Source organism: Streptomyces sp. NBC_00414 (genome assembly GCF_036038375.1).
Taxonomy (GTDB): domain Bacteria; phylum Actinomycetota; class Actinomycetes; order Streptomycetales; family Streptomycetaceae; genus Streptomyces.
Genome location: NZ_CP107935.1, coordinates 10,053,693 through 10,076,998, shown reverse-complemented (window position 1 = coordinate 10,076,998; position 23,306 = coordinate 10,053,693). Strand labels below are relative to the sequence as shown.

Genomic DNA, 23,306 nt, shown 5'->3' with positions numbered 1-23,306 from the left:
CCTGATGCCGCCCATGCCCGCCGCCGCGGTCCGCCGGTTCAGCTGTAGGGAATCACCAGCACGGACTTGTCCGTGCCCGTCTGCAGCTTCGATGTGCCGTTGCCGATGGCGTTCCAGACTTCGAGGCGGACGGTGCCGCCGGCCAGATTGCCCAGGCTGCCCGTGGACGCCTTGAGACCGCGCGCCTGCGAGTACTCCTCCCATCCGGTGACCGGATCGGTCGCGAAGTAGTTGTACGTCTCGGTGCGATCGAAGGCACCGTCACCGGTGAAGTCGTAGCTGATCCGCGCCTGTTGGCCGAGCCCGACGGTGCTGCCCGCGTCCACCTGGAGGCGGAACGCGCTCTGCGCTCCCGGGGTGAGCGTGCCGTTGACTCCGCGCACTTCGTAGACGAGGGGCTGGTACGGGGTGCCGTCGTGGTTGGTGCCACCGGCGGAGGCGATCGTGTCGCTGCCCGCCGTGCCACCGGTCGCCGTGGTCAGCGCGCCACCGGTGCGCAGCTGGAAGGTGTCGCCGGTCGGCGGGTCCGGGTCGGGATCGGGGTCCTCCGAACCGGTCCCGGTGCCGCTCGCGGTGGAACGGGCGGGCACGGCAAGGGTCTTGCCGTCGGAGAACGTTACGGTACGGGCCGTCGATCCGTAGTTGTGGGCGGCGTACGTCCGGGTCGTCCCCTTGGTGAAGACGGCGGAGGTGGGGATGTCACCGGTCACGGTGGCGTCCGGGGCGCCGATGGAGTCGAGGGTGCTGATCCAGTGGTAGGTGTGCGCCTTCGACTCGCCCTGTTCCGGGGTGTAGCCGGCGTTGCCCGCGTCCCACTTCGCCTTGGCGGTGCCGGGGTCGGCCAGGGACTGGAACTCCCAGAGGATGTCCCGCCATTCGACGGCGGGGCCGCCGTTCTCCCGTTCCATCTCGGCGATGTTGCGCCGGATGGCGGCCTTCTCGCCGCCGAGGTGGAGTGAACCGCCGGTCACGGGCAGGACGTTGATGCCGTGGATCTCCTCGGGGTTGGCGGTCCACCAGGTGGCGTAGGCGGCGCCGCTCCCCCACACCATGCCCGCCGTGTCCTTGGCGAACGAGGACGGGAAGACCTGCTCGTCGGCGTCGAACCAGTACTGGGCGATCGACTCCGACTCGGTGGTCAGCAGGAACGTACCGAGGTCACGCAGTGAGGTGTCGCCGGTCGCGGAACCCCACAGGACGAGGGCCGCGCTGAGGTTGGTGGACTCGGAGGAGGACTCCTGGTTGTTGCCGGCGGCGAAACCCTGGTGGCCGGAGGCCCAGCTGTGGCCCGCGTAGACGTCGAAGCCGCGCAGGAAGGGGAAGGTGGTGTCGGTACGGCTGGGGTTGGCGGCGTCCCGTACGAGGGCCTTGACCATGCCGCCCCAGGCGGAGTCGGCGGCCCACGCCTGGTCGTACTGGGCGACGACGGCAGCCGCGTACACGTAGTAGCTGTAGTGAAAGTGGTGGTCGTTCAGCTCGGTGTCGCTGCCGTAGGAGGCGGGGTAGCCGGTGAGCGTCTTCCAGTCCTTGTCGTAGCTGAACTCGTTCGCGCCGCCGGCCGTGAACCAGTCCTGGAGCTTGCCCTTGATCAGGCCGAGGAGTTTGTCACGGGTGCCGGTCTCACCGATCTGGTCGGCCAGGGGCACGAGTTGGGCGAGGCGGCCGAGGGCCTTGCCGGTCCAGTAGGTGTCGGAGGCTCCGGAGAACGGGTCGGCGGCGTTCACGACCTCGTTCAGGTAGCCGCGCAGCCTGCCGGTGTCCACACCGTTCGACTTGGGCAGCCCGGGCAGCACCGCCGACGCCTTCTGGCTCGTGGTGAAGGAGGCCGACTCGCGGACCTTCATCGTGCCGCGCGGCGAGACGTAGGTATACGAGGTGAGGGCGTCCGTCGTGTTCAGCCACTGGTGGCGGTAGAGGGCCTGGAGCGTGCCGCGCTCGGTGCCTTCCTTCGCCTCGGTGGTGAGCGTGTAGGTGGCCTTGACGGTGCCGCCGGTGTAGCTCCAGGTGGCCTTCGAGTCGGTGACGAAGCTGTAGGCGTACTTCTTGAAGGTCGCCAGCGCGTCGGTGGACGGCAGCACGGCGACGGAGAAGTAGTCCTTGGAGCCGAGTCCCGCGGTGACGGTGGAGCCGGCCACGTTCCAGTCGCTGCCCGTCGGCGCGAAGAGGGCGTAGTGGTGTCCGGCGACGGTGATGCCGAGGACGTTGCCCTGGTCGGCGAAGACGGTGGGCGCGCCGGCGGTGGTGATCTGGGCGTTGCCGCCGGAACCCTTGGCGTATACGAACGGGGAGCCGTGGCCGATGGTGGTGCGCAGGGTGCGGGTGCCGTCGGACCACAGGGGGGTGACCGTCCAGTCGGACCAGTCGTCGGCCTTGGTGTCGGGCGAGTTGAGGCCGGTCAGCCCGATGGTGAGGTCGCGCTTGTGGGCGTACTCGTACTGGCGGCCGTCGCCGACGATCGCAGGGGTCGTCGGGTAGCCGACGTCGAGCCCGCCGGACGCGGCCTGGTAGGTGAGGGGGTGTCCGTACATGGGGGTCGAGTACGGGTTGTCGCCGTAGCGCTGGAAGGCGAGGGAGGACCACCAGTCGTTGGTGGGGACGGGCCGGTCCTTGGCGGCGGCGGTCAGCTTGGGCGTGACCGGCGTGCCGGTGTTGGTGGTGGGGCCCGACGTACCGGCGGGCCGGGTGTCGGAGTAGCTGCCGGAGCCTACGGGGACGGTGGCGGCTGCCGCTGGTACGGCGGCCGGACCGAGGCCGACGGCGACGAGGGCTGAGGCCAGGAGCAACCCGGCTGCCGGCCTGATGCGGGGGGATGGCATGCGGCACCTCAAGTCTCACGCGACGGGTGCCTGAGAGCGCTCTCAGGTGAGCGCAACGTAAAGCCTTTGTAATGGACGTGTCAATGCATTGAACGCAACACGCGGTGTGCGGCGGCGCCGGGGGTGTTGTGCGTTCGCGTGTTGGCGGCGCCGCGCGGTGGCCTGCTGCACGTGGCGGCGGCGCCACATGGTGGCGCGGTGAACGTGGCGGCGCCGCGCTGTGGCGCGGTGAACGTGGCGGAGTGTTGAACCTCGGGAGGATCAGCGGCCCGGCTGCGCCGTATACATGTCCAGGTCGCCGTACAGCGGGTGGTGGTCCGAGTACCGCGTCGGACGAACACGGTGATCGAGCGGGATGATCCCTCGCAGGAAGACGTAGTCGAACTTGCTCTGCCAGTCGGTGGTCAGTTCGCAGTCGCCGGAGGGCGCGGGCCGGCACTGAGGGTCCACATCCGTGGCCAGTGCCCACATCTCGGCGAGTTCGGGGGCGTCGGGTACGGCGTTGAAGTCACCGAGAACGATCGCGCGATCGTATTGCGCGACGGCTGCGGCGAGTACGCCGATCTGGTCGGCCCGGATCGTCTCTTGACGCCGTTGGGCGAGGTGGGTGTTGAAGATCCGGACGGACCGGTCGCCCACGGTGGTGGTGACGGCCATGTACCCGCGGTCCTCGGATCCGCCGTCGGGGTACTCCACGTTGACGTGCTCCGTCATCGGCGCCAACGAGAGAATCGCCTGACCGAAGGCTCCCGGACTCCACGGCAGTCCCCCACAACGGCCCCAACTCCGCAGTACGGACCCGTATTCGACCTGGTAGACCAGGCCATGTCGGCTCTCCAGATAATCCTGGATCCGCTCGACGTCTCGCACGCACGCCTCTTGGAGGCCGACGACCTGGGGGGCGTACGAGGCGATCTCCGCTGCCCGGTCGGCGCTGCTCTCCTCGCACGGGTTGCAGATGTTCCACGTCATGACGCGGTTCGGTACGACATCCGCGGTGGCTTCGAGGGACATCGACCTGGCGAAAGGGCCATCGGTCGGGGCACTGGGGCCGACGAGGACTATGCAGGCCACGATCAGGGCGCCCGCGAGCAGACGCATCCGCCTCTTGAACACCATCGCCTCCTCGACATGGAGATCCTTGATCCGACGTCTCCACGGACGAGGTTATGGGACGGGGCTGTGGGCCGGCGCATGCGGTGTGTGGGACAAGCGCGAAATGAGACGGAAGGACGGGGCGGCGGCCTCGCGATACGTCGGCTCCGGCCTGGTTGTCCGGCGGCGGCAGCCGCACGAACGGGGCCGTTCCCCTGCAGCGCGTGGGGGCGCTGGTCTCGGAGGACGCCTCGGAAGCGGAGGACGTCCCGGGGGACATCTCGGAATCGGAGGACGTCTTGGAAGCGGAGGTCAAGGGTCAGGCGTCAACTGCCCAGTAGCACCTGATGACTTGGCAAAGATCCGGCACCAGGTCATGTACACGCCCATACGGGAGAGTGCAGAGTCTGCGTGTCCGTCTCATCGGAACACGCGCGAAGGGATGACTCATGGCTCTCTCCCGTTCGGCACGTCTGGGGACGCTGGCCACAGCCGCCGCCTCCTTCTGCCTGATCGCCGCCGCCCCTGGGCCCCACCCGGGCGCCGACGGCGTGGGCGACCCGTACTTTCCGCAGCTCGGCAACGGCGGATTCGACGTACGCCACTACGGCCTCGACGTGGCGTACGACCCCGGCACCGACCGCCTCGACGGCCGCACCACGATCACCGCGCGCGCCACCCAGAACCTCTCCTCCTTCGACCTCGATCTCCAGAAGCTGGAGGTGACGAAGATCGAGGTGAACAACAGACGGGCGCGGTTCACGCGCGCGGGCGACGAGATCCGCGTCAGCCCGCGCGACAGCCTGGGCAAGAACAGGACGTTCACTGTGACCGTGACCTACGGCGGCGTGCCCGAGCCGCTGAGCGGCCCCATCGTCTTCGGCTCCGACTACGGCTGGATGAAGACCACCGACGGCGTCTTCGTCGCGTGCGAGCCCAACGCCGCGTCGACATGGTTCCCCTCCAGCGACCACCCGGGGGACAAGGCCGCCTTCGACATCCGTATCAAGGCTCCCGAGGGCCTGACAGGGGTCTCCAACGGCCGTCTGGTCGGCACGTACGACAAGGGCGATCAGACCGTCGCCCACTGGCGCGAGACGAAGCCCATGGCGACGTATCTCGCGACCGCCACCATCGGCAAGTTCGACGTGAAGCAGGGCAGGACCCCGGCGGGCATCCCGATCTACGTCGCCATCGACCCCGTCCTGGAGAACAGCAACAACGTCGACGTGTACGGGGTCACGGCCGAGGTCACCGACTACTGGTCGGAGATCTTCGGGCCCTATCCCTTCGAGGAGACCGGCGCGATCGTCGACGACATGCCGCAGGCCGGCTTCTCCCTGGAGACGCAGACCAAGCCGGTCTACTCGGCCGTCCGCAGCGAGTCGACCATCGCCCACGAGCTCGCCCACCAGTGGTTCGGCGACTCCGTCTCGGTCGAGAAGTGGAAGCACATCTGGCTGAACGAGGGCTTCGCGACCTACTCCCAGTGGCTGTGGAGCGAGCACAAGGGCACCCAGAGCGCCCATGACGCCTTCCTCGCGGGTTACAACTCACGCCCCGCCGACTCGGCCTTCTGGCAGACGGTCGTCGGCGATCCGCAGCGCGACACGATGTTCGCCTCCGCCGTCTATCAGCGCGGCGCGATGACGCTCCAGGTCCTGCGTGAGCGCATCGGTGACAAGGCGTTCTTCAAGCTGCTCCCGGCGTGGACCAAGCAGAACCGGTACGGGAACGCGAACACCGACGACTTCATCCGGCTCGCCGAGAAGATCTCTGGCAAGCAGCTCGACGCACTGTTCCAGACGTGGCTGTTCACGAAGGGCAAGCCAGCTCTGTAGTGAGGGTCCGTGAAACCCCTTACAGGGCAGGCGAGTTCGTGGTCCTTTCGCGGGGGCTGCCCCTATGAGTTCGGCCAAGGAAACTGTTTGTGCTGCGAAGGTGTGGCGGGCAGGATCGCGGGGTGGCTGATCTGCTGTGGGACGACGTCAAGAGCTTCTTCGACCCCGATATGATGGGGTCGTTGCCAGACGTGCTTGTTCCCGAGACCTCGGTGGAGGACTGGCAAGCGGTCCTCGATCTCGTCGGGCTGAGCGGCTGGATGTGCCAGTACTCCGAAGGCGAGACAGTGCTTCCGGTGCCTCGCGCGGAGGCAGTGCTATCTCGTCCCGCTGACGCGGAGTGCGCGGTACTGCGGATCTGGCCGACTGCCGATGTATTGGCGATCTTCCGTTTCTATTCGGTGGAGGAGATCGACTTCGATGTTGATCTGCGGGAGCTTCAGGGCCAAGAGCGACTCGACGTGCTCTGCGGCTTCCTCACCGCGATCGGGCGGCGGTTGGGCAGGCCGGTGGTGATGTATTGCGAGGGCGGCGCTCCCAGCCATCCGGTCCTTGGGTTCGATGTTGAGAGCGATCAGGTGGATCTGTTGGCGGATCCCCTGGTCAGATGACCGCTGCGGCTGGGCGGGGTTCGTAGAAGGCCGCGCTGCGGAGCCATGAAAACGGTAACTGTGATAGTTCGACTGCGGCCCGGGTTGGGCTGCTGTCAGGCTCGGCGTCGGCGTTCCGGCATGACCCGAAACGGTAATTGGCGGCTCGTCAGAGCTTGCCGTGCCCCCGAGATGTCTGCCGGACGTCGGCGTCGGCCTGGCCCACCCTGTTGGCTTGATCAGCAGCTTGTCCGCCATTTCGACGTGACTCATCACAGTTATGCCACGCGGTGACTCCACCCAGGCCGACGCCGACCACGGTCGTCCAGCCGCAAGGAGAACAACCGCATGACCATGCTTGCAGAGCGAGTCGACGGCGTCATCGGCGTCGACACTCACCGAGACACCCTCGCTGCGGCAGCCGTCAGCCCCATCGGGGCTGTCCTGGCCACCACGGATTCGCCTGCCAACGCCCGCGGATACCGCCGCCTGCTCGACTTCGCACGTAGGCACGTCCCCGGCCGCCGCTGCTGGGCACTGGAAGGAGTGGGTAGTTTCGGCGCCGGCCTGGCCGCATTCCTGGATCAGGCCGGTGAAGAGGTCGTCGAGGTCCTGCGCCCCAAGCGGACACCCGACCGCGGCGGACGCAAGACCGACATGATCGATGCCATCCGCGGGGCGAAGGACGCGCTCGCCGCCGAACACCTCATCCAGCCCCGCGTCCGAGGTGAACGCGAAGCTTTACGCGTGCTGTTGGTGACCCGCCAGGGGGCAGTCCTTGCTTCCACCGCCGCGATCAACCAGCTCAAGAACCTGATTGTGTCCGCGCCGGATGACCTCCGTGCTGAACTGCGCAAACTCAAGCGCCCTGCCCAGATCAGCCGTTGTGCTCAACTCCGGGATCGCCCGGCGCAGTGCATCGAGCGCCGTATGACGGTACGGGCTCTGCGCTCGACTGCCCAGCGCATCAAAGCTCTCCAAACTGAGGCCAAGGAACTTGAGGACGAGATCCTCGGAGTCGTGCAGCAATTGGCCCCCGAGCTGCTTGCTCTTCTGGGAGTCGGGCCCATCACGGCCGCTCAGGTCCTGGTCAGCTGGTCACATCCCGGGCGCTTCCGCTCCGAAGCCGCGTTCGCGGCCTTCGCCGGCGTCGCTCCGATTCCGGCGTCCTCCGGACTGACCAACCGACATCGGATCAACCGCAGCGGTGACCGGCAGCTGAATCGAGCACTGCATACGATCACGCTGATCAGGATGCGGCTGGACCCGGCGACCAAGACCTATGTCGCTCGCCGCGCGGCCGAGGGCAAGACCTCCCGGGACGCGCAACGGTGTCTCAAGCGGACCATCTGCCGCCAGATCTTCAAGCTGCTCGAACACCCGAACCGGAGGACGCCCGGACACCTTGAAGATCTTCCCTTAACTGCTTGACGCGATATAGCAGCCTCGGGGGGGGAGGCCGAGACGGCCGTGCGGCGGCTCGTGGGTCCGAAGGATCCGTCCGACGCGGATCGGACGATGTTGGCGCCGCTCGTGCCGCCGCCACATGGTGAAGCTGTGCTCTGCCACGCCTGGAGCGGATGGTCCGGCCGCACCCGCGGTCGATTCACCAGCGTCAAGGACAGGTGCACATGCCGTTGCACTTGTACAGGAGAAGCCAGCCACAGCCGATGATGGGTTCCAAGCAGCCGCACGACTTGTAGACGCAGCGGACGGCACAGAAGTCGGAGACGGTGGAGCACTCGCAGTCGGGTGCCGCGGCGCGTGACGCCGTGGGTTCCTGTGGTCCGAGGCTCGCGAAGAGGCCGTGGGCATCGTCGCGTCCGAAGGCCCGGATCGCAGAGGTCCTCAGCTCTTCGAGACGTTTGTGCACCGCCGGGCGGTCGCTCGCCGGTGCTGTGAAGGGAGCCGCGAAGACGGAGGCGTCGTCGAGGATGGCCTGGCATCCGTCCAGCACGCGGATTTGATCTGCGGCCAGGTCGTGAGTCGCGCGGTAGCGTTTCCACTGCTCGCGCCACAGGGCAGCACGATCCGCCGGGGACAGTTGCTGGTAGGCGGCACGCCGGAACGCCTCTGGATAGCGAATGAACTCCGCGTAGTCGCGCGGAAGCTGGTGCGGATGCTTCTGAGCCCAGATCCGGGCCCGCTCGGCGGCTTGGCCGGCGAAGGCGGGGGAACGGCCGCTCATGACGATGCCGCCTGCGACTGCGAGGCCGGCGCCCAGGCGCAGGAAACGCGCCCGTCCCATGCCGGCCCGTTCCGCCGCCTCCGGGGTTCGGGCCTTGGACCTGCGGCGCAACGTTCCCAAAGCGACTAGCACTCGCGCTCCGGACCGCGGTCCCAGACGGCGGGCCAAGGGGACGCCCATGCCCGCTCCGGTCCAGGCCTGCGCTTCCTCGTCCGCCACGCTCAGCAGGGTGGGCGCCCAGGCGGGCTCGGGGCCCAGTGCGCGGACACGCCATTCCTGCACTTGCGGGTCGGTGAGCGGAAGTACCTCCAGCTTGCCGTCACAAGCGGCTTCGACCGCATCGGAGATTTCCCGACACGTCCCGCATGACGCATCGAATGCCAGCAACCAGCGAGTGTTCTCCCCTGCCATCGTCTCCTCCAGATTGTCAGATTTTCGCTGCCGTCTGGGTCCCTCTCGGGTGTGGCACCATTTCGGTCTCGTCGACGGGTCACTTTCCGTCCCAAAACACTGGCAAGAAGTGGCTCGGCCAAAGCGGAATCACAACCCGATTCCTAGGCCACCCGTGCCCCTCTGCAGGAGAAGATGCACCCTGCGTCCGGGCCTGTCCTTACGTGTGAGTGCACAGTTCTTCGGTCTGCGTGCACTGAGCCCTTTCCGGCCTCAGCCCGAGACCGCGTTCGCGAGCTGCCATGTCACTTCGCGGAGGCGTTCGTTGGGCTCGCAGGGAGCGGTTCGGAGGCGAGTGAGTGGCCGTCCGACCTGACGGAGGAGCAGTGGGTGCTGGCGGAGCCGTTGCTTTCCCTCGGCGCGGATGGGCCCGAAGAGCGGTCGGTGGTAGAGGCATCCGTGGCGATGGATCGTGAGCACGATCTTCTACATCGATGTCGCCCGGCTGCGTCGGCGCCGGCCGGGACCTCGCTTCCGAAGGCTGCGGGCGGTCGGCTTGTGCTGGCCGCAGACGTCTCACACGTTCCGCCTGTTTAGACACCATCTCATTTGGGTGACTAGACTTGTGGCGTGTCAAAGATCGTTGAGCGGCTGGTGCCGGACGAGTTGTGGGAGCTGTTCCAACGGGTGGTGCCCGACGCACCGTCGCGGCCCCAGGGCGGTGGCCGGCGTCGGCACGGCGACCGTGAAGTGCTGGCCGCGATCGTCTTCGTGGCGACCTCGGGCTGCACGTGGCAGCAGGTGCCGACCGCGTCGTTCGGCCCGTCCGGCGCGACGGCCCATCGGCGCTTCACCGAGTGGACGAAGGCCCGGGTGTGGGCCAAACTCCACCGCCTGGTCCTCGACGAGCTCGGATCCCGTGGCGAGCTGGACTGGTCCCGGTGCGCGATCGACTCGGTCAACATGCGGGCCCTGAAAAGGGGGAACTGACAGGCCCGAATCCTGTAGACCGGGGCAAGTACGGGTCAAAGATCCACTTGATCACAGAGCGGACCGGACTGCCCCTGTCCATCGGCATCTCGGGCGCCAACACGCATGACAGCCAGGCACTGATCCCACTGGTGAAAGGCATACCGCCGATCCGCTCCCGCCGGGGACCCCGGCGACGCAGACCCCACAAACTCCACGCCGACAAGGGCTACGACTACAACCACCTGCGACGATGGTTATCCAGCCGAGGAATCCGGCACCGCATCGCCCGCAGGGGCATCGAGTCCTCGGCCCGCCTGGGCTGCCACCGCTGGACCGTGGAGCGCACGATGTCCTGGCTCGCCGGATGCCGACGCCTGCACCGTCGCTACGAACGCAAAGCCGACCACTTCCTCGCCTTCACCAGCATCGCCTGCACCTTGATTTGCTACCGCAGACTCACCAAATGAGATGACTTCTTATGCCGACACTTGGGCGAACAAAGCCCCGGCTTCGCAACTCCGGGACAGCCAACCGATAAACCTTGCCAGTGCGGTATCCGGCAATGTCCGCCCTGTTCAGCAGTGGAGACTCGTCGCCTGGTAGCGTCGCTCTCTTCGGCCGGGGGACCTGCTGGAGTTCTGACGGGGTGCCTTGTGACTTCTCCGGATGCCGATGTCCTCGCCGCTGCGGTGGCCAGGGTCGCGAAAGTCTTCGGCGGCATGACGGCCCGAGTGGACGACACTGTCTGCGGCCGGTGCTTCGATACGGGCGAGGCCTCGCTGCTGCGGACTCCCGATGTCCCACTTCCCGCAGATCTCGCCCGCCGCGTAGCCCAGAAGCACCCTTCCCACTGGGACGACCAGCCTGCGGCCATCAGACGGGTGTTGCCGGTTCTCGTCTCGATCCTGGCTGAGGGGGAGCCCGAGTCCGACCTCATGGCCCGGGGACTGGCCGCGTCAGGCTGGCCGCAGTGGCCCCGCCAGCAGGCCCGGGCCGTCGCGGGTTTCCTGGACGCGTGGTGGACCACGACCCTGCGGACGAAGTCTCCGCCGACCTCGGCAGCCAGGGTATTCGAGAGCTGCGTGACGGCGGGGTCCTCGGCCACACCGTGGCTGGCCCGCTGGGAGACGGAGAAGTGCCCAATAGCCCGTCAGCACCTGGACGAGAGCGTCCACCGGTGGCGGGAGGAGCTGGATTCGGGCGACTCGCCCTTCTCCTGGTGGTGGGGCCCGGAGGCAGAGAAGCGGGCCGCCTGGCAGGAGGTGAGGCGCTGGCTGGCAGGCAGGAACTCCACCGACTCCCGCTGAGGTATCGCAGACTCGGCCGATTCCCGCCCGGACAGTTCCCCGATCACCACGGCCGCTCCGCGGAACTCACCGCCCCGTTGGTTCCGCGGAACTCACCGCCCCCTCAGTCTCGCCACACCGAGATCGAGGAGGACCGGATGCTTGAGGGTGTGCTTGTCGCCGAGAGTCTGCGCATCGGGGCCGAACTGAGTGGGATCCCGCTGCAGGTGACCAAGATTGCGCGGATCGCGGTGCCCACCGCGGCTGCCGACCAGCCCCGGCAATGGACCCTCCTGCACTTCACTGCCCCGGAAGCCGACGCCGAACGCCTCGCCCAGCGCATGGCCGTCTGCCTTGCTCCGACAGGTGGCTGGTACGTCGATTTCCACACCGCCCAAGAGACCTTTGTAGTTTTCGCCGGCAAGGTCTTCCCATATCCACGTGGACAAGCCCAAGGCCGCCAAGCAGCACAGGCGCACGGGCGGTCCATTGGAATCCCCGAACCGCAGCTGGACTGGCAGCTCTGACGGCTCCCTCAGAACGAGATACACCAAAGCAGGAATGCGGCCCGGACGACTACCAGGTCGTCCGCCGCTGTCCCGGCCGGCGCCGGCGCTCGCCTTCCGCCAGGAACTCGATCAGGCTCAGCTCGCCGCAGGCCGCGCCCGCGTTACAAGTTATCGGCGACCTCTTGATGGCACCGCCCTAATCCCTTTTCATGACCGATAGCAGGCGCCCGCCGCCTACCCCCTCGAAGGTGCGGCGAGTTGAGGGAATTTCCATGCCCCAAAGGCGCCCTTCCCGTAACGGAGAGGCTCCTGCGACCTGTAGCGGAAAACCCGCACGACCCGAACCCGCCCCTCCATGCCCCCCGTTGACGAGCGTGCCCACCCCTCCCCCGCCCGCTTCACCACATCCGACGACCTCGCGGCATCCCGGCACCCCACCCCGGTGACGCCAGGTAACAGAGTGCTGCGCGAGGTCTGGACAGGCTCCTGTGAGCGTGCTGTCATACCGCTGGCAGAGGGTTTCCAACGTTGGAAAGGCCGCCTTACCGTACGTGACTGAGCCAGTGCAGCTTCTCCCTACGGGCTTCCTCGCCGGAGCTCGTAACCCTGCCCCGGCCGTCGAATGCGGTCACGGCCCTGTACCAGGAAGGGTTCGATGAGACGACACGTCGCCCGCCCCAGAACCAGAAGCAGTGCCAGAGCCAGAGTGCTGGCGCTGTTCGCCACGGCGGCCCTCGTGCTGCCTCCGAGCGGCATGCTGCCCATCGCGGCGGCCTCAGAGTCGACGAGCGCTGTCTCGGCAACCGCCGCCGACCAGGCCGCCGTTGTGACGCACGGCCTCAAGGGCGAGTACTTCAGCATGTCGGCCCCCGGCGCCCGGGACTTCGCCGAACTCGGTGGTACGACGCTCGACCCGCAGATCAACTTCTCCGGTCTGACCGACACCTTCAAGGAGTTGACCGGGAAGACGGAGCACACCACCGCCCGCTGGACGGGCCAGATCGAGGCGCCGGCCACCGGTGACTACACCTTCTACGCCATCGGCGACAACGGCTTCCGCCTCTTCATCGACGACGAGCCCGTCATCGACCACTGGGTGGGCGACTGGGACCGGGAACAGACCAGCCAGGCCGTCAAGCTGACCGCGGGCGAGAAGCACACGTTCCGCCTGGAGCTGTTCCAGGACACCGGCGGCGCCAACATGTATCTGCGCTGGTCGACGCCGACGCTGGCCAAGCAGGTCGTGCCGATGTCGGCGTTCACCCCGCCGGCCGACTTCGAGGTCTTCCCGGTGGAGTACACCATCGCCGAGAACGGGCAGCGGCTGCGCGCCCGGTTCGAGGGCAAGGTGGGCGGCCTCCAGGCGGTCAAGGACCATCTGAAGGTCGAGGCCGACACGACGGCCATGCCGATCAAGTCGGTCACGTCCGTCCGCGGGGACTCCTCCGCCCTCGACGTCAACCTCTCGGAGCCGATCCAGAAGAACCAGCTGGTCCGGGTCTCCTACGACGGTGCGGGCGGTCTGACGGTCGGCGGCAAGGCCGTACCGAAGGTCATCCGGTACGCGGAGAACGGCTCGACCCACCGTCTCACCACCAAGTGGGGCGACAAGGTCGACAAGAAGCACCCGCTGCCCGAGTACCCGCGCCCGCAGCAGAAGCGGTCCAAGTGGGAGAACCTCAACGGTCCTTGGCAGTTCAGCGCCGCCAAGGCGGGCGAGCAGCCGGTCTTCGGCAAGAACCTCGATGAGAAGATCATCGTGCCGTTCCCCGTCGAGTCCCAGTTGTCCGGGCTTGAGCGGCACGAGGACCACATGTTCTACCGCCGGGTCATCGACGTCCCCAAGAGCTGGAAGGTCGGCAAGGACAGCCGTTCGAACCGGCTCAAGCTCAACTTCGGTGCCGTCGACTACCAGTCCCGCGTCTACGTCAACGGCACGAAGGTCGCCGACCACACCGGCGGTTACAACGCCTTCACCGCCGACATCACCGACGCGCTGAAGGGGACCGGCAAGCAGGAGATCGTGGTCGCCGTCACCGACACCGGTGGCGCGGACCAGCCCATGGGCAAGCAGTCCACGAACCCGGGTGGCATCTTCTACACGCAGACCTCCGGGATCTGGCAGACCGTGTGGATGGAGCCCGTGGCTCCCGCCGCGATCGAGAACGTCGTCACCACGCCCGACATCGACACCGGCACCCTCGCGGTGACGGTCGACTCCGAGGGCGCCTCCTCCTCCGCCCGCGTCGAGGCCGTCGCCCGTGACTCGCGCGGCAAGGTCGTCGGCAGGGTCAGCGGAGCGGCCGACAAGAAGCTCACCCTGCCCGTGTCGAAGCAGCACCTGTGGAGCCCCGACGACCCGTACCTCTACGACCTCGACGTCACGCTGACCGACGGCCGGTCGAGCGACAAGGTCCGCAGCTACTTCGGGATGCGGAAGATCAGCGTCGAGAAGGTGGGCGGCTTCAACAAGCTGGTCCTCAACGGCAAGCCGATCTTCTCCCTCGCCACCCTCGACCAGGGTTTCTGGCCCGACGGTCTCTACACCGCGCCCAGCGACGACGCTCTCGCCTTCGACCTGGAGGCGCACAAGAAGCTCGGCTTCAACGCGGTGCGCAAGCACATCAAGGTGGAGCCGGCGCGGTGGTTCTACCACGCCGACAAGCTCGGCCTGCTCGTCTGGCAGGACTTCGTCTCCGGGAACCTCACCAACGAGACGGGCCAGAAGGCGTTCGTCGACCAGGGCCGGGAGACGATGCGCCAGCACCACAACTCTCCCTCCGTGATCGGCTGGATCGTCTTCAACGAGGGCTGGGGCGAGTGGAACCGCGAGGAGACCGGCCGCATCACCGAGGCCGTCCAGGCCGCCGACCCGTCCCGAGTCGTGAACGCCCACAGCGGTGTCAACTGCTGCAACTCCAAGGGTGATTCGGGCAAGGGCGACATCATCGACCACCACGACTACAACAACGACGATCCGCCCTTCCCCGACGACAAGCGGGCCGCCATGGACGGCGAGCACGGCGGCTTCACCCTCCGCTCCCCCGGGCACATGTGGCCGGGCGCCCCGACCGTGATCTACAGCGGTGTCACCACCAAGGCGGAGCTGACCCGTAAGTACGTCGAGAACACCGAGAAGTTCTACGTCGAGCAGGCGGGCGCCGAACTGTCCGGCTCGGTGTACACACAGATCACCGACCTGGAGAACGAGCTCAACGGCCTCTACACGTACGACCGGCGCGACATCAAGATGGACGCCGCCGAAGTACGGAAGGTCAACCTCAAGGTGATCGCCGCCGGCGCCGCGGCGGGCACGAAGAAGCTCAAGGGCGGGCACTGGACCCTCGACGAGGGCACCGGGACCACCGCCAAGGACACCGGTACGGGCAAGAACCCCCTCACACTGCGCGAGGGTGCCTCCTGGACCGACGGTGTCAACGGCAGCGCCCTGAAGTTCGACGGCCAGAAGCAGTACGCCGAGACCTCCGGGCCGGTGCTCGACACCAGTGGCAGCTACTCGGTGTCGGCCTGGGTCAGGCTCGACGGGATCCCCGGCAACTACGGCACGGCCGTCAGCCAGGACACCCGTGCCACGGCCAACCCGTTCTACCTTCAGTACGGACACGGCAACTTCGCCTTCAGCACGCCCGGTGAACGTCGTGCCCAGGTCGCCGTCGCCGCCGAGACGGGCCGCTGGTACCACCTCGTCGGCGTACGGGACGCGGGCACCAACGAGATCCGGTTGTACCTCGACGGGAAGCTCGCGGCCACGACGACCGGCGGCCCCGCCTTCCCGAGCACCGGCCCGCTGACGGTCGGCCGCGCACACTGGGACGGCTCGAACGTCGACTTCTGGAACGGTGCGGTCGACGAGGTCCAGGCCGTCGACCGGGCACTCACCGCCGAGGAGGTGAGCACCCTCTACGGCGCCGAGAAGCCCTAACCGGCAGCGCGCACGGCAGAGATCCCTCGGTGGTCCCGGTGGTGGGAGGCTTCTTCCCGCCACCGGGACCACTGCTGTGACCAGAGCCGTGGCCGTGCGGCGCTGCGTGCACTTCATGCACTTCATGCACTTCATGGCCTTCATGCGCTTCGTGTTGTGGCGAGGTCGTGGCGTCAGGGCGTCACTCCGTCCCCGGCATAGAGGTAGCCGCCGGGCCGGGCGGGGTCGGCGATCAGCAGTACCTGGTCTCCGGTGCGAGGGATACGCAGCTTGGAGACGATGGTCTGGAGCGCGACCGGGTCGGTGGTCGCTCCGGCCGGCTGGACGACCAGGTCCACGACCGGGTCGAAGTTGACCAGCTTGCCGGTGTCGCCGATCGAGACGACGACGGCGGGTGTCGTCGGCACTCCCATGGCGAGCAACTGCTGCACGTTCACACCGGAGTTGTACGCACCGAGCGACTGCTGCACCTTGGCGAAGTCCTCGCTGCCGAGGAACGCCCGCGTCGCACGGCCGTAGAAACCCTTGCCCTCGGCCACCTGTCCCGCGATCTCCGCGGCCCGCTCCTCGCGGCTCTTGCGGCTCTTCCCGAAGATTCCCATGCTCTTCTCGTCCCTTCTCGTCCTGGTCCTGTCCTGCTCCTGACCTGGACAGTAGGGATGGGCAAGCACCTACCGATCCCAGGTTCGACCGCCTGTTCCCCCACCACGTAACCTCGGGCCATGCCGTCCTCGAACCAGTCGCCGCCGACCGACGGGCGCCGTCCGCGTGCCATGGTCATCGACGGTGCGTGGCGCGGCCTCGGGGCACGGCCGGGGCTGGAATCGCTGAGCGGCCCCGGTGGGGCGCCGCTGACCCGGACGGTCAAGCTGATCGTGCTGCCGTTGATCCTCAGGCCCGCACTGCGGCCCGAGCTCGCCGCCGACTTCCTCGGCGCTCGGGAGGTCGCCCGACTCGACACCCTGATACGGGAATCAGGCGCGGTTCTCGAAGCGACGGCTCAGTGGTTCACGCTGCTCAAGAAGACGCGTCGAGCGCTGGGGATCAAGACGGGCAACCCCCAGGATCTCTATTTCCAGCGCTGCTTCGAGCTGGCGACCGAACATGGCACACCCTCGACCGATGCGGACGCGCTGGCGCGTACCGTCGTCGAAGACATCGCGGACGCGGCCGGAGGACGCACGGTGGAGGCGTTGAAGGAGTACCTGGACGACGTCTCCCGGCGCACTCGGCTCGACTCGGAACTCCACACCGCGTGGAACACCCGCGTGCGGCGGGCCCGGGGGTCTGACCTGGGCCCTGACGCGGGCGCGGCGGCGTTCCACCTGGCGGCCGAGGTCCTCGACACTTGCGCCGCACCCGGCTCGGGCTCCGGGTCCGGGTCCGGGTCCGGCTCGCGCAGGGATTCACACGGGGATACGGAGGCGGACGCGTCGGCCTTCGCGATCCTGGTGGAGGGCGGACACGGAAGCCTGCTCGGGCAGGCCATGTGGACGCGGACGGGCGGTGTCTGGGGCCGTGACGATGTGCCGACACATCTGGGGCTCAGCGCCCATCCCCTGCCGGCGCGGCCCGAGGTCGGTCGCGGCGCGTCGACCGCCACGCTCCCGGCGCCGTTCGACCGCACGCTCTTCGAGCGGCTCTTCACCGTGCTCCAGGCATCGGCGCACCGCGAGGAACTGCCGGCGGTGCCCGAACTCGTACGGCGCGAGGTCGGCCGCAGTTGCGCCCCGCTCGGCCTGGACGACGAGAGCCTGCGGGTCGCCGTCGTCCTCGGCGGCCGGCTCGCGGTGGGCCTCGACCCCCTCGGCATCGATCCTCTGGGGAGCGATCCACTGGGCACCGAGCCGTCGGGCAACGATCGGCTGGGAGGCAGGGAGGCCGGGCCCGGCCGGACCGCGGCGCACCGCATCGTCAACAGCCGCTGGCAGCGGGAGGCTTCGGTCCTGCGAGCCCGCAGGATGACCGTCTCTCCCCGCCCGGATCCGGACGGCGGACAGCTGAGCGCCCTCGCGCAGGATCTGCGCACCCCCTGGGTCGCGTACATGCGGCGGCTGTGGGTTCGGCTGCACGGGCGGGACGTCCGTGGCGCGACGCTGTCCGACGCGGCGTCTGTCTGGACCGTGCTCGACGGGGTCGCCCGCTCGGTGATGATGGACCACCGCGCGAGGGTCCGCACGGCACTGCGCGCCCTGTCGACGAGCACCGCGCGGGCGGCCGAGCCGAGGAGCGCGTGATGCCGGAGGCGGGCGGCACCGACGTCCGCGTGACACGGGCCGAGGACGGCACCGTACGGATCGGTGTCCCCGCGGCGGGGACCGCCTTCACCCGGACCGTTCTGGATGTCGCGGGAGCTGTCCTGAGCCGGCCGGTTCTCGGCCCGCCCGGCCTCCCCGCTGCGGAGATCCACGACCCTGGGCGGGCCCAGCAGTGGCTGTGGGCGGTGTACGGCGAACGTACCGCTGCCGCCGTCCACGTCGTCTCGGCGGAGCCACCGGGAGCCATCGCCGAGGTCACACCGACTGAGCCGGACACCGCCCTCGCGGGGTACGCGGCCCGGCTCGCCCTCGGGCACTGGGCGGCCCGGTGGTGGCCCGCGTCGTACACGGACGGCATTCCCGCACTCGAACCGGACGTACTCGGCCTGGAGTTGGCCGCGCTCACCCATCGCTGCCAGCAGCTCTTCGACGATCCGGAGGACCATTCCGACGGCAGTCCGGTCGAACTGCTTCAGGCGCATCAGGCCGCGTTGGACCCGTTGATCCAATGGTGGCGAGCCGCAGGGGAGTCGGCGGGCCCGGGCGGCCAACTGGACGACGTCCTGCGGCTGATCGACGACGCGGCGGACTGCGCCGGACTGGACGGGCACGCCTTGCGCCGACTCCGATCGTCCCTGGAGACCGGCCCGGGGACCGATACGGCACACGACGCCCGTACGTCGAACAACGCGCGTGGCCCGCAGGAGCTCCGGATGCCGCTGGACCTCGGCAGCTTGTTCGCACGTCCCGGCGACTACGCCCTCGCGGCGGGTGAACCGCTGGTCGCGGGCGGCCGGGTGATCGCCCGGGGTTCGGGGACCAATGACTGGCGCCGCTATCCGCCCGGTTTCGTGGACTCGGCCGAGAACGCGGTGTCCTGGACGGTCTCCGCGGTCGGCGCCGGAAGACGGATCGGGGTCGAGGTCGTCGCCGACGTCGCGGCGCCCGTCGACGGCGTGCGTCTCGCGGCCGAGGTCAGGATGGAAGGCGGACCGCCGACCCGTGTGTCGCTCGCCCGTCGCGGCGATGTGTGGGCCGGGCGGGCGGACATCGATGTACCGGCTTCGCTGCCGCCGCGTACCCGAACAGAGGTCGCTGTCCTGCTGCCCGGCTTCGACCCCGGTCCCGACCCGGGCTCCGGTCCCGAGCGGGACCTCGGTACCGCGTCGGGCTCCGGTACCGGCGGCCGTTCCGACCGTGACGCGGTCCGTGCCCTCGTTCGGCGCCGGCTGGCGGCCGTGGCCCTGCACGTGCCGCAGGACACGTACACGCGGCCGTTCCTCGCCGAGATCGCCGCCGTCGCCGCTTCCGCCGGGGAGGATTTCTAGCCCATGCAGAACGAGAAGCCACACGACAGACCTCACCACGGACCGCAGGACGAACCACACGACGAGCCGCGTGCCGATGACGGGCCGCAGGCCGAAATCGACCGGGGCGGCCCGCATGACGAAGCCGACCGGGCCGAAGCAGCGTCCGGGCAGCCACCGTTGGTGTTGTACGGCGAGCCCTTCGACAGCGGCTTCGAACTCGCCGAACAGCACCAGCTCGCACCGGACTTGCCTGCCGCACTGACCGTCTACGCGGAACTCCTCGGCGTCGCCGAGTCGTTCGAGGACTCCCCCGATGTGCAGCTGCTGCGCGGGCACCTGTTGTCCAATATCGCGTCGGTCCAGCTGACGGCCACGGATCTGCTCGGAGCGGGCCTCTCCATCGAGCAGGCGCTCGGTCTGGTGCGTGGTGTGTCGTCCGTGCCGATGGGGCCGCGAGGCCGCCAGCTGTGGCTGGAAGTCCTGCTCAAGACCCTCAAGGCTGACGCCGAACTGTCGCGCAGGACAGGGAACTTGGACGAGGCGCAGGCGACGGTGGACGAAGCCGCCGCCCTGCTGCCCGAGTTCGACGACCCCGAGGGGCTGCGCACCGCCGAGTTCGGACTGGCCCGGGTTCATCTGCTGCTGGACCGCAGTGAGTGGGGCGCCGCCGAGGAGCTGGCCTCCGCGCTGCTCCCCACCACTCCCGCCATCGAGCCGCAGCTGCTGGACTGCCTGGGCGTCATCTGCGCCTCGACCGGGCGGATCGAACTCGCCGAGGACTACTTCGCCCGCGCGGACGAGGGTTACCAGGCATCGGGGAACAACTCCGGGCGCCAGCAGGTGATCTCCCATCGGGCGTACGCCGCGATGCGGGGCGGTGACTTCGACCGGGCGGAGCGGCTCTACGCCGAAGCCTCCGCGATCTTCGAGCGGCAGGGTCAGTCCGAGGATCTGGCGGTCTGCGAACAGGCCCGCGCCTTCCTCGCCGAGCACCGTGGCGACGCCGACGGAGGGCAGGCCCTGACGGCGATGAGCCTGGCCCGCTTCGAACGGCTCGGCGCCACGATCGCCGCCGCCGACACCATGCTGCTGGGTGCTCGGCAGGCCTATGAACGCGGTGACATCGACGACATGAAGCGTCTCGCCCAGGGCGCCCGCGACGTGTACCAGGAACGCGAACTGTACGAGCGCTGCGCCCAGGTGGACCTCATGCTCGCCAAGGCCCTTGAGGACAACCTGATCCGGACGGACCACGGCGACCACGAGCGGACGTCGATCGACAACGCGCTCTCCCTCGCGCTGCCCGCCGCGCTGACTCTGGAGGCCGCGCGCTACGACTTCGCCAGCGCTCACGCACGGAGCCAGTGGCTGGAACTGGCGGACGACGCCATGCGGTTGGCCTTCCGGCTCGCCCTGCGCCGCAAGGACCAGGGGCTGATCTTCGAGCTGGTGGAACACCGCTGTGCGGGGGCTTCGCTGGTCCTGAGCCCCGCGGACCGCGTGCCTGCGTCCGCTTCCGCTTCCGCTTCCGCTTCCGCTTCCGGGGAGGCGGCTGCCTTTCCGGACGCCGCCATGAAGACGTACGCGCCCGCCGACGGCGACGCCCCGAGGGTGCTGGGCGGGGCGGCGGCCGAGGCGGCCGCCTCCGTCGGCCTGCGCGTCGCGCCGCCGCCGAGGGTGCTGATGGCCGCGGAGACGGGCCGTATCGCGTTGCAGGAGTACATCGAGGCGGCCGAGTTCCGCTATCACCGGCGGATCGTGAGCGAGGAAGAGGTGCTGTTCTGGTCGCCGACGACCTGACGAACCCGAACCGGCCGGTGGTCCAGGTCCGGCTGGCCGACGCCGGTGACCTCCACATGACGTGGACGTGGATCAGCGGCGCCCAGGGGTTCGGCACCGGGTACGGTCCCGGCGGCGACGTGGACGAGGCGATCCGCACGCTGGCCGCCGCACTGCCGGGCGCGGGAGAGGGCGCGGCGGGCATGCGGCACGCGTTCGAGTCCGGGGCGCTGGCCGCGTACGAGGACGAACGCCGTCTCGCGCGTCTGCTGGCCGAGGCGTTGTGGCCGCCGGGCCTCACCGACCAGATCCGTCAGGTGTCGGCGCGCCTGGGCCGTCCGCTGATACGGATCCAGCCGTCGCCCAGGGTCGCCCAGGTACCGTGGGAGCTCCTGGCCGTGGACGGCGAGGGCGGGGACGCGGGCGAGGACGACGTCCGGCTCATCGACCTCGCCGACATCGCCACCTCGGTACCGGCCTCGCTACGGCGGCCCCGAACCGCGACCCAGCAGGCTCCGGCCCCGACTTCGGCTTGGGCACCGGCACCGGCTTCGGCTTCGGCTTCGGCTTCGGCTTCGGACGCCGGCTCGGGCGCCGTGGTCCTCGTCCTCGACCCCCGCGTGCCCGGTTTCCGTGCCGACTCCCCGCTCGGATCGGTCCTGGGACCGCCCGGCTCGGACCCCGCGCTGCTGTCGCTCGTACAGCGCCGTCTCGACACGGGCGTCGTCGTGCCGTCCGTCGCCACGCCCGCCGAGGCGTTGCGGCGCACCGACCTGGACCGCGACTGGCTGAGCAAGGTGCTGCGCAAGGGCGCACGCCGTCTGATGTACGTCGGACACGTGAGCGGCGCCCCCGTCGAGGGCGGCCGGAGCGAGGACGTCACCCTCCACCTCTCCTGCGGCCCGGAGACGGCCGGGCTGACCGAACCGGTGCGCACCCACCGGCCGTTGGCGGCCAAGGACCTCCTGTTGGGCACCCTCCCCCTGCGCGCGGACGGCGTACCGGGAGCGGAGATCTGGCCCGCTCCGGAGCGCGTCGCGCTGATCGCCTGTGAGAGCGGTGGCGATCTCCGCTTCGCCGAGTCGTTCGGTCTGGCGTCCGCGATGATCCACAACGGGGCCCAGTTGGTCACCGCCACCCGCTGGGTGCTGCCCACCAGCTTCGCCTTTCACCGGCTGGCCGGTGTGCCGGAGTCGGTCCGCCCGCTCACGGACGTGGTCGTCGCCGTCGACACCGCGCATGAGCACCACGACCCCGTGCGGCGCCTCGGTGTCTGGCAACGAGAGCAACTGGACCGGTGGCGAACCGGCCGCCGGATCGAGCATGCGCCACTCCTGTGGGCGGCCCTCACCTGCATCGTCAGGTGAGGTGCCGGAGGTCGTGCGATGTCAGGTCAGGTGACTGGCAGGAGGCCGTAGTGGAGGAGCACGCCCACCGCGATCGCCGCGATCCCGGCGAGCAGCAGCATGTTCATGAACCTGACGGCCGCCTCCCGCTCGCGGCGGTCGTGGTCGAGGTCGGGGGTGAAGACGGCCGGGTCGGCGGGCGCGTAGTGCATCGTGAGGACGCGGTCGAGGGACCGGCTGGGCCGTGCGACGCCCTCGCGGCACAGCGCGGTGACCTGGACTCCCTCGCGGGTGGCGAAGGCGACCACGGGGGCGTGGTTGACGATCTCGTCGCCCTCTCCGTCCGTATGGACGTCCTTGGTGACGGCCACCACGCGGCCCGGAACGGCGACGGACTCCTCCAGCAGAGCGGCGCGGGCACGCGCGTGCTGCCGGTCCCGGCTGATCGCGGCGACGAGGAGCAGCAGGCCACCCAGGCAGATGAGGCCAAGCGGCCAGCCCCACACGACGAACGCCTGCACGACCAGCCCCAGAAGCAGCAGGAAGACCATGCAGTTCGGCCCGCCCAGCCCCCGCGTCTCCCCCCGCATGTCGAGCATCAGGTGGGACCGCTCCGGGCGGCGGCGCGGATAGCGCACCGGGAACTCCTGGCCCACCCAGGCCGCTGCCACAACGTGGCCGTTCCTTCCCGCGTGCCGCAGTCTGAACTCCCGCCCGGTGGACGGGTCCTCGAAGGCGACGGTCACCGGGATCCCGGGCCGCTTGGAGTCACCGTGGGCCGGCCGGTGGACCTCCACGACCCGCGCCGTCACCCACACCGCGCGCTGGGGCCGCGTCACCCCGGCCAGTGAGCACAAGTAGCCGACCAGCGCCGCCCCCGCCGGCAGCGTCCACCACAGCCCGAGCATCTGCTGAAAATTCATTCACCGACGCTCGCACCGCGCCTGCTCCTACCGATCCCAGGTCAGGTCGGCCTGAACCCG

At 68.9% G+C, this 23,306-nt stretch carries 16 protein-coding genes; 11 read left to right on the top strand and 5 right to left on the bottom strand.

Annotation, left to right across the window (positions count from 1 at the left end; genetic code table 11):
* Positions 1–38: 38 nt before the first annotated feature.
* Both OHS59_RS43110 and OHS59_RS43105 read right to left on the bottom strand, forming a co-directional pair.
* Entirely contained in the window at positions 39–2,816 is a 2,778-nt protein-coding gene (locus OHS59_RS43110; RefSeq protein WP_328498796.1) for a glycosyl hydrolase, read from the bottom strand.
* Positions 2,817–3,077: 261 nt separating this feature from the next.
* Positions 3,078–3,935, bottom strand: coding sequence for an endonuclease/exonuclease/phosphatase family protein (locus OHS59_RS43105; protein ID WP_328498795.1), 858 nt, complete (start codon positions 3,933–3,935; stop codon positions 3,078–3,080).
* 425 nt (positions 3,936–4,360) lie between these two features.
* On the opposite strand from OHS59_RS43105, the gene OHS59_RS43100 reads away from it, so the two are divergent.
* The 3 genes from OHS59_RS43100 (at position 4,361) to OHS59_RS43090 (ending at position 7,773) form a co-directional block, all read left to right on the top strand.
* Complete coding sequence (locus OHS59_RS43100) at positions 4,361–5,752, top strand: M1 family metallopeptidase (RefSeq protein WP_328498794.1); 1,392 nt, start codon at positions 4,361–4,363, stop codon at positions 5,750–5,752.
* A 122-nt stretch (positions 5,753–5,874) separates the two neighbouring features.
* A complete protein-coding gene (locus OHS59_RS43095; RefSeq protein ID WP_328498793.1) occupies positions 5,875–6,363 on the top strand; it encodes a hypothetical protein in 489 nt (162 codons plus the stop codon).
* Positions 6,364–6,690: 327 nt separating this feature from the next.
* Positions 6,691–7,773: an IS110 family transposase gene (locus OHS59_RS43090; protein ID WP_328492635.1), complete on the top strand. Its 1,083-nt coding sequence runs from the start codon at positions 6,691–6,693 to the stop codon at positions 7,771–7,773.
* A 184-nt stretch (positions 7,774–7,957) separates the two neighbouring features.
* Here OHS59_RS43090 and OHS59_RS43085 read toward each other — a convergent pair whose 3' ends face one another.
* On the bottom strand, positions 7,958–8,941 hold the full coding sequence (locus tag OHS59_RS43085; RefSeq protein WP_328498792.1) for a bacteriocin fulvocin C-related protein: 984 nt from the start codon (positions 8,939–8,941) through the stop codon (positions 7,958–7,960).
* 618 nt (positions 8,942–9,559) lie between these two features.
* Here OHS59_RS43085 and OHS59_RS43080 point away from each other — a divergent pair.
* The 4 genes from OHS59_RS43080 (at position 9,560) to OHS59_RS43065 (ending at position 15,630) form a co-directional block, all read left to right on the top strand.
* Positions 9,560–10,359, top strand: a protein-coding gene (locus OHS59_RS43080) for an IS5 family transposase (protein ID WP_328499002.1) whose coding sequence is annotated in 2 segments (ribosomal slippage) — positions 9,560–9,895 and positions 9,898–10,359 — 798 coding nt in all. Because the reading frame shifts where the segments join, the coding sequence is not laid out codon by codon here.
* A 186-nt stretch (positions 10,360–10,545) separates the two neighbouring features.
* Entirely contained in the window at positions 10,546–11,199 is a 654-nt protein-coding gene (locus OHS59_RS43075; RefSeq protein ID WP_328498791.1) for a hypothetical protein, read from the top strand.
* 137 nt (positions 11,200–11,336) lie between these two features.
* On the top strand, positions 11,337–11,705 hold the full coding sequence (locus OHS59_RS43070) for a hypothetical protein (RefSeq protein WP_328498790.1): 369 nt from the start codon (positions 11,337–11,339) through the stop codon (positions 11,703–11,705).
* A gap of 637 nt (positions 11,706–12,342) precedes the next feature.
* Positions 12,343–15,630, top strand: a complete 3,288-nt coding sequence (locus OHS59_RS43065) for a LamG-like jellyroll fold domain-containing protein (RefSeq protein WP_328498789.1) — start codon at positions 12,343–12,345, stop codon at positions 15,628–15,630.
* A 173-nt stretch (positions 15,631–15,803) separates the two neighbouring features.
* Here OHS59_RS43065 and OHS59_RS43060 read toward each other — a convergent pair whose 3' ends face one another.
* Positions 15,804–16,232: a hypothetical protein gene (locus OHS59_RS43060; RefSeq protein ID WP_328498788.1), complete on the bottom strand. Its 429-nt coding sequence runs from the start codon at positions 16,230–16,232 to the stop codon at positions 15,804–15,806.
* Positions 16,233–16,352: 120 nt separating this feature from the next.
* On the opposite strand from OHS59_RS43060, the gene OHS59_RS43055 reads away from it, so the two are divergent.
* The 4 genes from OHS59_RS43055 to OHS59_RS43040 are packed head-to-tail and all read left to right on the top strand — an operon-like array spanning position 16,353 to position 22,344.
* The gene (locus tag OHS59_RS43055; RefSeq protein WP_328498787.1) at positions 16,353–17,867 is read left to right on the top strand and encodes a hypothetical protein; all 1,515 of its coding nucleotides are present in this window, start codon (positions 16,353–16,355) and stop codon (positions 17,865–17,867) included.
* Positions 17,867–19,216: a hypothetical protein gene (locus OHS59_RS43050; protein ID WP_328498786.1), complete on the top strand. Its 1,350-nt coding sequence runs from the start codon at positions 17,867–17,869 to the stop codon at positions 19,214–19,216. The genes OHS59_RS43055 and OHS59_RS43050 overlap by 1 nt, the downstream gene beginning before the upstream one ends.
* A gap of 3 nt (positions 19,217–19,219) precedes the next feature.
* Positions 19,220–20,998, top strand: a complete 1,779-nt coding sequence (locus OHS59_RS43045) for a tetratricopeptide repeat protein (protein ID WP_328498785.1) — start codon at positions 19,220–19,222, stop codon at positions 20,996–20,998.
* Positions 20,999–21,054: 56 nt separating this feature from the next.
* A complete protein-coding gene (locus tag OHS59_RS43040) occupies positions 21,055–22,344 on the top strand; it encodes a CHAT domain-containing protein (RefSeq protein WP_328498784.1) in 1,290 nt (429 codons plus the stop codon).
* Positions 22,345–22,370: 26 nt separating this feature from the next.
* On the opposite strand, the gene OHS59_RS43035 is transcribed toward OHS59_RS43040, so the two are convergent.
* The gene (locus tag OHS59_RS43035; protein ID WP_328498783.1) at positions 22,371–23,246 is read right to left on the bottom strand and encodes a DUF3592 domain-containing protein; all 876 of its coding nucleotides are present in this window, start codon (positions 23,244–23,246) and stop codon (positions 22,371–22,373) included.
* Between the last annotated feature and the right edge of the window lie 60 nt (positions 23,247–23,306).